At 33.1% G+C, this 13,361-nt stretch carries 11 protein-coding genes; 4 read left to right on the top strand and 7 right to left on the bottom strand.

The window, feature by feature from the left end; all coding sequences use genetic code 11:
* Positions 1-96 precede the first annotated feature (96 nt).
* From K7G76_RS04670 to K7G76_RS04660, 3 genes are read left to right on the top strand one after another with little or no spacing between them, the layout of a single operon-like run.
* The gene (locus K7G76_RS04670) at positions 97-612 is read left to right on the top strand and encodes an RNA polymerase sigma factor (protein ID WP_223033018.1); all 516 of its coding nucleotides are present in this window, start codon (positions 97-99) and stop codon (positions 610-612) included.
* A gap of 54 nt (positions 613-666) precedes the next feature.
* Entirely contained in the window at positions 667-1,563 is an 897-nt protein-coding gene (locus tag K7G76_RS04665) for a FecR family protein (protein ID WP_223033017.1), read from the top strand.
* Positions 1,556-3,844, top strand: coding sequence for a TonB-dependent receptor plug domain-containing protein (locus tag K7G76_RS04660; RefSeq protein ID WP_223033016.1), 2,289 nt, complete (start codon positions 1,556-1,558; stop codon positions 3,842-3,844). Before K7G76_RS04665 ends, K7G76_RS04660 begins: the two co-directional genes overlap by 8 nt.
* 1 nt (position 3,845) lies before the next feature.
* Here the strand turns inward: K7G76_RS04660 and K7G76_RS04655 are convergent, their stop codons facing one another.
* From K7G76_RS04655 to K7G76_RS04645, 3 genes are all read right to left on the bottom strand, one after another.
* The gene (locus K7G76_RS04655; protein ID WP_223033015.1) at positions 3,846-4,340 is read right to left on the bottom strand and encodes a hypothetical protein; all 495 of its coding nucleotides are present in this window, start codon (positions 4,338-4,340) and stop codon (positions 3,846-3,848) included.
* Positions 4,341-4,432: 92 nt separating this feature from the next.
* Positions 4,433-6,211, bottom strand: coding sequence for an arginine--tRNA ligase (gene argS / locus K7G76_RS04650; RefSeq protein ID WP_223033014.1), 1,779 nt, complete (start codon positions 6,209-6,211; stop codon positions 4,433-4,435).
* Between the two features lie 117 nt (positions 6,212-6,328).
* Positions 6,329-6,529, bottom strand: coding sequence for a hypothetical protein (locus tag K7G76_RS04645; RefSeq protein ID WP_223033013.1), 201 nt, complete (start codon positions 6,527-6,529; stop codon positions 6,329-6,331).
* A 386-nt stretch (positions 6,530-6,915) separates the two neighbouring features.
* Between K7G76_RS04645 and K7G76_RS04640 the strand changes: the two genes are divergently transcribed.
* The gene (locus tag K7G76_RS04640) at positions 6,916-8,988 is read left to right on the top strand and encodes a tetratricopeptide repeat-containing sensor histidine kinase (protein ID WP_223033012.1); all 2,073 of its coding nucleotides are present in this window, start codon (positions 6,916-6,918) and stop codon (positions 8,986-8,988) included.
* A 13-nt stretch (positions 8,989-9,001) separates the two neighbouring features.
* Here K7G76_RS04640 and ctlX read toward each other — a convergent pair whose 3' ends face one another.
* The 4 genes from ctlX to K7G76_RS04620 form a co-directional block, all read right to left on the bottom strand.
* Positions 9,002-9,931, bottom strand: a complete 930-nt coding sequence (gene ctlX / locus K7G76_RS04635; protein WP_223033011.1) for a citrulline utilization hydrolase CtlX — start codon at positions 9,929-9,931, stop codon at positions 9,002-9,004.
* Between the two features lie 107 nt (positions 9,932-10,038).
* The gene (locus K7G76_RS04630; protein ID WP_223033010.1) at positions 10,039-10,722 is read right to left on the bottom strand and encodes an SDR family NAD(P)-dependent oxidoreductase; all 684 of its coding nucleotides are present in this window, start codon (positions 10,720-10,722) and stop codon (positions 10,039-10,041) included.
* On the bottom strand, positions 10,715-11,665 hold the full coding sequence (locus K7G76_RS04625; protein ID WP_223033009.1) for a M20/M25/M40 family metallo-hydrolase: 951 nt from the start codon (positions 11,663-11,665) through the stop codon (positions 10,715-10,717). Before K7G76_RS04625 ends, K7G76_RS04630 begins: the two co-directional genes overlap by 8 nt.
* Before the next feature lie 84 nt (positions 11,666-11,749).
* Positions 11,750-13,360 (bottom strand): pyruvate dehydrogenase complex dihydrolipoamide acetyltransferase, encoded by a 1,611-nt coding sequence (locus tag K7G76_RS04620; protein WP_223033008.1) that lies wholly within the window; start codon positions 13,358-13,360, stop codon positions 11,750-11,752.
* Position 13,361 lies beyond the last annotated feature (1 nt).

The following is a 13,361-nucleotide window of genomic DNA, read 5'->3' as shown; positions in this document are numbered from 1 at the left end:
ATGTTTTTTTGGTTATTTCTTATAAAACAAGTGAGTTCTAAAAATTCCTACCTTAATATATCTTTTTTTATACATTTACCTGAAATTATACACTATATGCCAAATAACCTACATGATAATGTTTGTGATGAAAATATCTTTTCAAGTATTTTTAAAAGGCATTCTAAAGATTTACACAATTTCCTCTACTACAAATATGGCGAGAAGTTAAATCCGCAAGACAAAGTTCAAGAAGCATTTGTGAAACTTTGGAAAAACTGCAAGAAGGTTTTACCCGAAAAAGCAAAGTCTTATTTATTTACTGTTGGCAACAATCTCATGTTAAATGAAGTGGCTCATCAAAAAGTAGTTTTAAAATTTCAAGAGGTAAAACCCAAATCGGCAACTCATGAAACCCCTCAATTTTTAATGGAGGAAAAGGAATATATGCTGAAATTACAAACAGCAATTTCAAATTTAACCGAAGCGCAACGCACTGCTTTTTTAATGAATAGAATTGAAGGCAAAAAACATAAAGAAATAGCCGAATTATTAAATATCTCAACCAAAGCTGTTGAAAAACGAATTTATAGTGCCTTAAAACAGTTACGACAAGAAATTGAGGGTATTTAAAATTTGGGGTAGGAATTTTTAATTCATAACTGTTATATTAATAGAACATTGAAAATGGATAAAGAAACACTCATTAAAAAATGGTTAAATCATGATTTAACTGCTGAAGAACACCAAGCTTTTAAAAAGCTTGATGACTATAGTAGTTTAGTTAAACTCCATGATGCTGTTAATAAATTTAAAGCACCTGATTTTGATAGCACAAGTGTTTTTGACACTATTTCAACTGAAATACATAAAAAGCAAAAGGTTCAAACCAATTGGGTAAGACCATTTTTAAGAGTTGCCGCATTATTAGCTATTTGTTTTAGCATATACTACTTTACTGCGCCTACAAATGTGCGTTTTGCAACAACTACTTCAGAAAAAACAAACCTAACCTTACCCGATGCCTCGACAGTTACCTTAAACGCCAAATCTACCTTAACCTACAATGCAAAAAAATGGGAAGACAATCGTAATTTAGATTTAATTGGAGAAGCTTTTTTTAAAGTGTCGAAAGGAGAGAAATTTACCGTACAAACCACGCAAGGTAATATTACCGTTCTGGGAACTGAATTTAATGTAAATAGTCGTGAAAATTTATTTAAAGTTACCTGTTACGAGGGTTCAGTAAAAGTAATTTCAGATACTAACACTCAAGTTTTAAAACCTGGTGACAACTTTTTAATTTTAGATGGGAAATTCATTGCTACAGAAGAAGAAACCTTTAGTAAGCCTAATTGGTTAAACAACGAAAGCAAATTTAACAGCTTACCTTTTAAATTTGTCCTCGAAGAGTTTGAGCGCCAGTACAACATGAAAATAGTTTCAAAAACAATTGACACTAATGTGCTGTTTACTGGCGGTTTTACTCATAACGACATGGAGTTGGCACTAAAATCAATTACCTTACCTTTAAACATTAAGTATTCGATTAAAAACCAACTGATTGAATTAAGTCGTGAGTAAACGCCTTGTAATTGTATTCTGTTTTTTTCTAATCGTTGTAACACAACTCCAAGGTCAGAATAAGCAACCTCTTTCAGATGTGCTTAAAACCATTGAAGTGTCGTACAACATTAATTTCACTTATGCCGATGTTAACGTTGTACAAAAAAACGTAAACAGTCCAAAAACCGACATAAAACTTAATGAACTTATTGTCTATTTAGAACATGAAACCGGGTTGGTTTTTGAAAAACTAAGCAACAATACCTATGCGATACGCAAATTGGAATTTTCAGATATCACCAAAACGCAATTTTTAGAAGAAGTTGTACTTAAAAATTATTTGACACAAGGTATTTTACTGAATGATGATGGCACCACGCTTTTAAAACTCAATGAATTTGGAATTTTACCAGGTTTGATTGAACCAGACGTATTGCAAACCATTCAAGCATTACCTGGTATTATAAGTGTTGACGAACGCGTTTCCAATTTAAACATAAGAGGTGGAACCAACGACCAAAACCTAATTCTTTGGGATGGCATTAAAATGTATCAATCGGGTCATTTTTTCGGGCTAATTTCCCCTTTTAACCGCTCGCTAATTGACAATGTTGTGGTTTCTAAAAACGGGTCTAGTGCTAAATATGGTGATGGTGTATCTGGAATAATCGATATGCAGTCGTCAAACAAACGATCAAATACACTTCAAGGTGAATTAGGAATGAATTTAATTGCTGCTGACGGTTTTGTTAAAATTCCTTTATCAAATAAAATAGAGTTTCAATTTGCTGCACGGCGTTCCTTGACAGATTTATATGAAACCCCAACCTACAACCAATATTTTAAACGAATTTTTCAAGATTCAGATTTAACAAATAACACTGAAAATGTTTCTGTAAATAATGAACGCCTTTATTTCTACGATCTGACTTCCAAACTAATTTATGATATATCTAAAAAAGATAAGTTGGCATTTAGCTTCTTAAATATTTACAATTCACTTGACTACGAAGAAGCCATAAACAATAACAGTCTGGATATTTCGAGTAACAGCAATCTCTCGCAAGGAAGTTTAGCCTTTAACACTCAATATACTAGAAATTGGAGCACTAAATTTAAAACCATTGCATCGTTTTATTATTCAGATTATGATTTATATGCTACAAATCAAGACTTAAACAACAATCAAAAACTAATACAAGAAAATGAGGTTATTGATGGCGGACTAAAATTTCAAGCCATTTATAATATTGATAAAAACTTGAACTATTCTGGTGGTTATCAATTTACCGAAGTCGGTATTGGCAATCTTGAAGATGTAGACAATCCTGAATTTAGGCGTTACATTAAAGAAGTGATTAGAACACATAGCATTTACAATGAGTTATTCTTTAAATCAAACTCTGGAAACACACACGCTAGACTTGGTTTAAGAGCCAATTACATAGAAAAATTTTCCGATTTCTTTTTTGAACCACGAATTTCAATTAATCAAACTTTTTTGAAAGATTTTAGACTTGAAATTTTGGGGGAATTAAAAAGTCAAACTACATCACAAATTATTGATTTACAAAACGATTTTTTGGGTATTGAAAAACGGCGGTGGGTTTTGGCCAATAATAAAGACATACCATTAGTACAAAGCCAACAGATATCAACTGGTGTCCATTATAATAAAAACGGATTATTAGTTAGTTTGGAAGGTTACTACAAATATGTAGAGGGCATTACTTCCCGTAGTCAAGGCTTTCAAAATCAGTATCAATTTGTTAATGCCATTGGAGCGTATAATGTTAGAGGCGTTGACTTCTTAATCAATAAACAATTTAGCACATTTAGCACTTGGTTAAGTTACTCGTTTAGCAAAAACAATTACACGTTTGCCGATTTAAATAATGGTAATAGTTTTCCTAATAATCTAGACATAACACACCAATTAACCCTTGCTGGCACATATACGATTAATAATTTAAAAGTAGCGTTAGGATTAAATTGGCATTCAGGTAGGCCTACTACTTTTGTAAACAATAACACTTCAGCAAACACTACAACTATTAATTACAATTCTCCAAACAGTGAAAACTTACCTGATTATTGGCGATCTGATTTTTCGGCTACGTACAACATCAAGCTATCAAAAACATTTAACGGGCATTTAGGCGTATCTGTTTGGAATATTTTTGACACAAGAAATGTACTTAATTCCTACTATACTAAAGACAGCAATAGCAATTTGGTCAAGATTGAAAATACCTCTCTAGGCATAACACCCAATGTTTCTTTTAGGGTATCGTTTTAAATTATAATCGTTCAAAGGTTAACAAATCAGTTCCACCATTTCCTCCACTTACATCGCGAAGTTCTAACTTGACATCAGAATAAAAAGTCACATCCCAATCGTCGCTTATCTCTTCAAAATCTGGCGGGCTGGCAAAAGAAATATTAAAATCGATATCACCGTCTCCACTACTATCTGGAGTAACAGACCATGTGCCATTATAGGTATCAACTCCATTTGAAGCATTTATACTTCCTTGCGGATTGAAAATAAAAGAAAAGGTTGTGAAATTATTAGTTTCTTCATGATCGGTATCAAAATAAAATGTAACAACCCAAGAGCCAGTAGCCATTGTAGTCTTTAACTCATCTATTTGTGTGTTAACATTTCCACCAGTTCCACCACCACCGATTCCACCTCCACCGGTAGAATCATTATCGTCTGTTGAGCTACAAGAGCCTAGAGTAAATAACAAAGAAAGGATAATGACCTTACTAAATAATGCTAAATTTTTCATGGTAAAGGAATTTAAATTAAGGTCTTCAAATTTAGTGATTTATCTGAATTTGATTTATACTTTAACGATTTTTTGTTAGAACAACCACTATCTTACATCCGTTCAGGAACATCAATTCCAAGCAATTTAAATGCCGCCTTAATAGTACGCCCAACAACCATAGAAAGCTGAACTCTAAACACCTTATCGGTTTCAGAATCTGCTCCTAGTATGGATACATTTTGATAAAACGAATTAAACTCCTTTACCAAATCATAGGTGTAATTTGCTATTAAAGCAGGACTATGACTGTCTGCAGCATTCAGTACTACTTCAGGGAATTGCTGCACAAGCTTTATAAGTTGCTTTTCCTTTTCATGTAAATCCTTATCAGAAATTGTATGGCTATAATCAAAATTTGCTTTTCTTAAAATAGCTTGTATTCTAGCATATGTATATTGAATAAAAGGGCCTGTGTTACCCTGAAAATCAACTGATTCCTTTGGATCGAACAAAATACGTTTTCTTGGGTCTACTTTTAGTATATAATATTTTAATGCTCCTAAACCAATTGTGTGATACAGCTCATTTTTGGCTTCTTCTGAATATCCATCAAGCTTACCAAGTTCCTTTGAAATATCTTCAGCAGTATCTTCCATTTCATGAATTAAATCATCAGCATCAACAACGGTACCTTCTCGGCTTTTCATTTTTCCACTTGGCAAATCAACCATCCCATAACTTAAATGATAAAGATTTTCAGCCCATTCAAATCCTAATTTTTTAAGAATTAGAAACAATACCTTAAAATGGTATTCTTGTTCATTACCAACCGTATAAACCATACCTCCAATATCCGGGTAATCTTTTACACGCTGAATGGCTGTTCCTATATCTTGAGTCATGTAAACAGCCGTGCCATCAGCTCGCTGAACGATTTTCTCATCTAAACCGTCTTCCGTTAAATCGCACCAAACCGAGCCATCATCTTTTTTATAAAAAACACCAGTTATAAGCCCCTCTACCACAAACTCTTTACCTAACAAATAGGTTTGGCTTTCATAATACAAACAGTCAAAATCAACTCCTAAAGCCTTGTAAGTTTCATCAAAACCATCATAAACCCATTGGTTCATGGTTTCCCAAAGGGATACGACTTCTGCATCACCGGCTTCCCACTTACGAAGCATATCTTGAGCTTCCAATAGTATTGGTGCATTCTTTTTAGCTTCCTCTTCAGCATTACCTTTTTGTATTAAATTTTGAATTTCCTTTTTATACTCTTGGTCAAATTTCACATAATAATCACCTACAAGCTTGTCCCCTTTTACACCAGTTGTTTCTGGGGTATCTCCATTTCCAAAACGTTGCCAGGCCAACATACTTTTACAAATATGAATTCCTCTATCGTTAATTATTTGTGTTTTGTATACTTTTTTACCTGAAGCTTTTAAAATTTCGGACACACTATAACCCAACAGAATATTTCTAATATGTCCTAAATGTAACGGCTTATTGGTGTTAGGTGAAGAATACTCAACCATTACAGCCTTTCCATTAGTATCAGCAGACTTTATACCAAAATTATCATCTTTTAATATGGCATTAAAATCGTTTAAAAAAACCTCATCCTTAATTTCAATATTCAGAAAGCCTTTTACTACGTTATAGTCTTTAACATATTCAACGTGTTCTACTAAAAACTTTCCTATAGTTTCACCAATCTGAACAGGATTTCCTTTCACTTCACGAAGCATGGAAAAAATAACAGCTGTTATGTCTCCTGGAAATTCTTTACGGGTAGCTTGAAATTCAACTGTAGAAAGGTCTACATTATATTTGGATTTTACAGCTAACTTTACCTGATTTGAAAGGGTTTCTTGAATGTTCATATCATGAATTTAAGACTGCAAATATAAAACTTTTCAACAGTTAAACTTTAAAATAAAGACACAATAAAAAGGCTTAACATCAATAAATATCAAGCCTTAAATTTAAGAAACCCTAGGCTACTTTTTACCGCCTAAAAAACTTAAAGCTAGAGAGGCCAACCCCAAACCAATAGTAATATACGCATTGGTATTATCTTGAGCTTCAATACTTAAATCCCCAATTCCTACCGAAGCTTCTGGTGCAATAAGCGTATAGATACCATAAATAACTAATATTACACCTACTCCCAGTAAAATTGTTTTAACATTTTTGTTCATTATTTCTTGGTTTTTATTCTCATTAATATAACAAAATATTTTTAAGCTGTAGTTTTTGTATTTATGTCTATTAACCAATCATCCGAATTTATCAATTTACAAACGTGCATTTCATCGACAAATGTGTAGTTTTTCCAAGATATTTGCCGTTAGTCGATTGGGCACAAATCATGTAAAATTTTTCTTATCCTTTCATCTAATTTATTGGTATTAAAACCCATTAATTAGCTTTTTAAATCACTTTTGGCAATTTTTGTTAAGTAATGCTATTAATTCCCCAAATTGATGGACTTTCTTAAACTAACTAACATCTTTCAAGTGTCGGTAGTTAACATTCAGTTCTTTAAAAAGAATGCTTGTTATTGTGTGCACTTGTTTTTTACCGTATGAAGAATTTAATTACTATAATTATATTCCTTTTTGCTATCACTTGTTTTTCACAAACTAGAGAACAAGATAGTCTTACCATACAGTTAGCTTTTCAAAAGTCAGACACCTCTAAAGTTATAACTTCATTACGCCTTATTAAATCGTTATACAATTCTGAGGACTACAACAAGGCTTTAAAATTTATTTCAGAAAGTGAAAAACTAGCAACCAGTTTAAATTATTCCGAAGGGATTGCTCAAATCACATATTACAAGGCACTTATTTACGCCAAAAAGAACGACTATATTAACGCTATAGACAACTATACAAAGTCTAAAGAGCTATTCCTTCTACAAAAAGACACCTTAAGCGTTGCCAAAGTAAACAATAGTATTGGTTTAATAGAAATTGAGCGAGGTAACTATAATAAAGGTTTGCAATACGCTTTATCTGCTATCAGAGAATTAGAAAAACGAAACTTAAAACATGAATTATGTTCTGCCTATAAAAGCCTAGCTACTGCATACAAAAAGACCAACGACAGGTCTAAAGCCATTGAGTTTAATTTAAAAACGCTTGAAGTTGAACAAGCATTAGGGAATAAAATGGGAGTTATCTCTACCCACAAAAATTTGGCTGAATTATACTCTCAAGAAAAAGAACATCGTAAAGCCATTGATTATTACGAAAAGGTATTAAAAGACATATCTCTAGACAATGATTCCTTAAGAGGTGAAATACTCCCTAGGCTAGGTGGAGAATACCTACAGTTTAAGGATTATGATGTTGCCGCTAATTATTTAATTGAAGGCCTACAGCTTAACAGAAAAACAAATAACAAACTAGGCTTACTTATTGCACTTAATAATCTAGCGGATTTAAATTTACAGCAAAGAAGGGTAAAGGCTTCTGAACTGCAGTTAAATGAAGCAAGAATCATTGCAATACAAATTGATAATAATAACGAATTACTTAAAAACTATAAACTGTATAAATCTCTAGACTCTACCAACAGGAATTTTGAACGTGCTTTTAAATGGCAACGCGATTATTTTAATTTAAAAAATAAATTAGCTACCGAAAAAAATCTGCAATCTGTGAATTCTGCTCCAAGTACAGTTCAAGTTGAAGACATAAATAAAATTCCAACTAATTCTAACACCAATTTAATTGTAAAACAAGGCCAAGAATTATTAGAAAGTGAGAAAAAACTAAAAGATTTTAAACTAATACTATATGCTTTATTAGCTGCATTTGCTATTGTGCTCACATTCTTTATTCTAGTTTATGTCAAGCGTAATAGTCGCTTAAAATATACTCGTGAATTAGAAGAAAAAAACAAAAAAATTGAATTGCAAAACGAAGCTATTTTAGAACAAACCAAACACTTGGAAGACATAAACAAAGTAAAAGATAAATTGTTTTCAATTGTTTCGCATGACTTAAAAGATAGCTTAACGTCTATTAAAGGTTTCATTGATTTATTACAAGAAGGCTCGTTAACACAATCTGAATTTAACAACTTAATCCCTGAGTTAAGTGAAAATGCCAATAATGCTTCATTGCTTTTATTTAATTTGTTAAACTGGTCTAAATCGCAAATGCAATCTTTAGAGCCTAGCCCTAGTTTATTTGATATTCAAGAAGTATTTGAAGAAAAAACTCAATTACTTGAGCAGAAGCTTGATAAAAAAGGTATTTTACTTCGAAACAAAACACTACGTGATTTTGTTTACGCAGACAGAAGTATGGTTGAAATAGTTATTCAAAACCTACTATCCAATGCTATTAAATTTAGTAAAGAAGGCGATACCATAACTATAGCAAATCATATTAGCAGCGGTAAATCCATTTTAAGTGTGTCTGACACGGGTGTGGGAATTTCCCCAGAGAACCAGAAAAAGTTATTTAAAAGCAATTCATTCACAACAATAGGTACTGGAAACGAAAAAGGAACAGGTTTAGGCTTATCTATTTGTAAAGAGCTAGTAGATTTAAACCACGGTAAAATATGGGTCGAAAGCGATTTAAATTCTGGCAGTACTTTTTATGTTGAATTACCAAAATCCAACCCATTAAACAATTCCTAAATTTGTTTTTTAGTTAAGCTTTTGGGAGAAAGACTTCGGCCATCATACAACGTGCACTTCCTCCACCACAAGTTTCTATTGTTTCCAACGAGCTAGACAAAATAGGGCAGAATTTTTCAATTTGCGACACTTGATCTGGAGTTAAACTATCATAAGCAGCTTGGCTCATAACCAAATAACGTTGATTTAAATGCCCGCTGACTTGTAGCATATTACCGGCAAATTGATGCATCTGTACTTCAGAGATTTCTATAATGGTCTTACCATCTTGCTTTAAACTCTTTACAACACTTTTACGCTCCTTTTTATCATCTATACTATCCAGACATATAACCGCAAAATTTTCTGCCAAACACATCATGACATTGGTATGATATATAGGAAGTCGCTTACCTTCTACAGACTGATACGCAGTAAAAACAATTGGCGAATATTCAAAATCTTCACAAAACTCAATAAACAAATCTTCATCTGCTCTAGGCGACAAAGCACAATAAGCTTTATGATTAATACGGTCTAACAACAAGCTACCTGTACCTTCCAAAAATATTCCTTCTTCTTCAGCACTAGTATAATCTATAATGTTTTCAATTTTAAACCCTTCACTTTCTAAACGCATAAACACTTCATCACGTCGTTCTTTACGTCTATTTTCTGCGAACATGGGATAAAGTGCTACATCTCCATTCTCATGAAAACTAACCCAATTATTGGGAAAAATTGAATCTGGAGTATCCATTAACCTGTCATCATCTTCAACAATAACATTCACACCAACTGCACGAAGCTTTTCAACAAATGCATCAAATTCATTTTGAGCTTTTGCATTAATTTCAGCATTCTTTAAGTCTATATCTTCTTGAAAATAATTATTGACAGCAGTTTGCTCGTTCATCCTAAAGTTTACAGGACGAATCATCAGTATGGTGTTAGTTGTTTGCATTTAAAATATTTTGGCTTACAAAATTAGTTAATTTCGTATAATATTTACTAGCAAAAATACCTATCAATTACAGGAAATTTATATTTTTAAATTTCCACTTATATAAATTAAGGTGTGGTATTTGAAACCTGTAATGTTTTACCGTTGTAATACTTTTGACCGCTTAAGGCAAATTGGCAAATGTAAGTCGCCATTTCATTCGCTGTGGTTGGTGCTTGATAACCTGGAAAAGCTTCCTCTAACATTTCAGTTTGTACTGCTCCCAAAGCCAGTGCGTTAAATGATATTCCAGAATCTTTATATTCTTCAGCCAACAATTCGGTTAGGGTAATAACAGCGCCTTTGCTCGAACTATAAGCTGCTAAACCTGGAAACTTCATACTGCCTTGAATACCACCCATTGAACTTATAGTAACCACATGACTACTATTTTGCATAAACGGTAAAACGGTACGTATCATTTCGCTAACCCCAAAAACATTGGTTTTATAAACCATTTCAAAATCTGCTATTGTAGTTTCTAAAAAGGATTTATTGAGTAATAATCCAGCATTATTAATTAAAACATGCACACTTTGCCATTCACTCTCAATAAAATCTGAAACCTTTTTGTAATCTGAATTATTGCTCAAATCGAAGGAAAATGCAGTAACACCTTTCAAGTTAAGCCTGCTAACAGTTTCGGAATTTCTAGAAAGTGCCAAAACATTATGGCCTTGCCCTGAAAATAATTTTACCATTTCAAAACCTATACCTCTACTTGTTCCTGTTATGATTATGTTTTTACTCATTTGTCATTACGATTTCTTTTGTAGGTGTATTACTCATTTTTTCAATAGCCGGAATAAGTTTATTGATAAAACTGGCCATAAAATCATAATCCAATTTATCCACTTCATCATCTACATGATGGTAATAATCGTAGTTCGATAAATCACAAGACGATATAGTATGACTTGGCAATTTAAATACCTCATAAAAGGGGTAATTATCTGATGCCCTGAATAAATTATACTGTTTAGCCACATCTGAAGACCCAATAAAATTACTACCAAGATATTCGTTAATCTTTGTTGCCATATTAGACATTTCATATCCCGTAGCAAAAGCCACATAATCCCTGTCTTTAAAAGGAACTCCAATCATTTCTATGTTTACAACTGTATATAGATCAATATTATCACCTTTTAGTCTTTGCGCTAAATGTTTAGACCCTAGCAAACCCATTTCTTCTGCTGAAAAAAGCACAAACATTAAGCTTCGTTTGTTTGTTTTTTTGGTTCCAAAATAGCGAGCCATAGCCAATACAGCTGAAGTACCTGCTGCATTATCATTGGCTCCATTTCCAATTGAATCATTTTCTACCGGTTTTACTCGTGTTCCTATATGGTCATAATGCGCTCCAATTATAATGATTTCATTTTTTAGTTTTGAATCTGAACCTTCTAAAAACCCAACAACGTTATAAGCATTCAAGTCTTTAACCTTAAAACTATCTCTATAACTTTCATAGTAGGGCTTTATGTTAAATGCCTTTAATTCATTTTCAATGAATGTTGAGGAAGATTCAATTCCGGCTGTACCAGTACCTCTTCCCATTTGATCGTCCGATGCTAAAAACGACACCGTTTCCTTAACTTCATTAGAAGTAATAACAACGCTCTTGTTTGAAACATTAGAACCCTTACAAGCTGAAAGCGCTACAGCCAACACTAAAATGATAAGTTTTTTCATATAACGAAATTAGATGCTAAAGATAAAAAAATCCCATTTCAATTACTGGAAATGGGATTTAAAGTATTTTAAAACTCTAGTATTTTAGACTAGCATGGTTATTGGGTTTTCTATGTAACCTTTTAAAGTTTGTAAGAACTCTGCTCCAGTTGCACCATCAACCGTTCTGTGGTCACATGCCATAGAAAGTTTCATGGTATTACCAACAACAATCTGCCCATTTTTAACTACTGGTTTTTGAATAATTGCTCCAACAGATAATATAGCTGAATTTGGTTGGTTGATTATAGAAGTGAAACTCTCAATTCCAAACATACCTAAATTAGAAATGGTAAACGTACTGCCTTCCATTTCATCTAAAGCTAGTTTTTTATTTCTTGCCCTAATAGCAAAATCCTTCACCGCAGTATTAATTTGAGGTAACGACTGCTCATTAGCAAATTTAACAACTGGCACAACCAAGCCATCTGGTACCGCAACAGCTACACCAATATGGACATGATTATTCATTCTCATTTTGTCATCAAACCATTGCGAATTAACTTGAGGATGTTGTTTTAAAGCTAAAGCACAAGCTTTAACCACCATATCATTAAACGATATTTTAGTATCGGGAAGCGAGTTATATTGCGTTCTAAATGCTATGGCATTATCCATATCAAATTCCACATTTAAATAATAATGTGGAGCTGTGAATTTAGATTTAGCTAAATTTTTAGCAATCGCCTTACGCATATTTGAATTTGGAACCTCATCAAAATCTTCTTGCCCTGAAGGCACAAATTTACCAACTGAAGCAGCTATAGTTGAAGGCGTATAATTTTCAATATCACGCTTAATGATTCTACCGTTTTCTCCAGAGCCTTGAACCTGTAACAAGTTTACACCTTTTTCTTCTGCCAATTTTTTGGCTAATGGTGAAACAAAAATTCGTCCAGTACTTGTTTCACGAGGTTGTTGCTGCGATTTTTCGTTTTCGTTAGAAACAACATCTTCTTTTGTTTTAGGCGCCTCAACAGATTTTGCAGGTTCTTCTTTTTTAGCAGAACCACTGTCCGCTTTAAAGTTTTTGGCAACTTGAGAAACATCTGTACCTACAGGCCCAATAATAGCCAATAAAGCGTCTACTTTAGCCGACTCTCCCTCATTTAATCCCACATGAAGTAAAGTTCCCGATTGGAACGATTCAAACTCCATGGTAGCTTTATCGGTTTCTATTTCAGCAAGAATATCACCTTCTTCAACCTCATCACCAACTTTTTTCAACCAAGTAGCAACGGTTCCTTCTTCCATGGTATCACTTAAACGTGGCATGGTTACAACAGTTACCCCTTCAGGTATTTCAACTTCAGATGACTCTTCTTTAGGCTCTTCAGCCTCATCTTGAACAGTACTATCTTCTTTTTTATCTTCTGAATTATTTGAAGAGCTATTTAACAAGTCCGAAATATCTTCTCCTTCATCTCCAATAATTGCCAAAAGCTCATCTACTTTGGTAGTCTCTCCTTCTTGAACGCCAATATGTAATAGTGTTCCTTCATGAAAAGATTCAAACTCCATGGTTGCCTTATCAGTTTCAATTTCAGCTAGAATATCACCTTCCTCAACTTTATCACCCACTTTTTTCAACCAAGAAGCAACGGTTCCCTCTTCCATGGTATCACTCAAACGAGGCATATTTATAATTTCAGCCATA

The organism is Hanstruepera marina, from assembly GCF_019880635.1.
Classification (GTDB): domain Bacteria; phylum Bacteroidota; class Bacteroidia; order Flavobacteriales; family Flavobacteriaceae; genus Hanstruepera; species Hanstruepera marina.
Note: the sequence above shows the minus strand (reverse complement) of the source record. Positions and strands in the feature narration are given on the sequence as shown.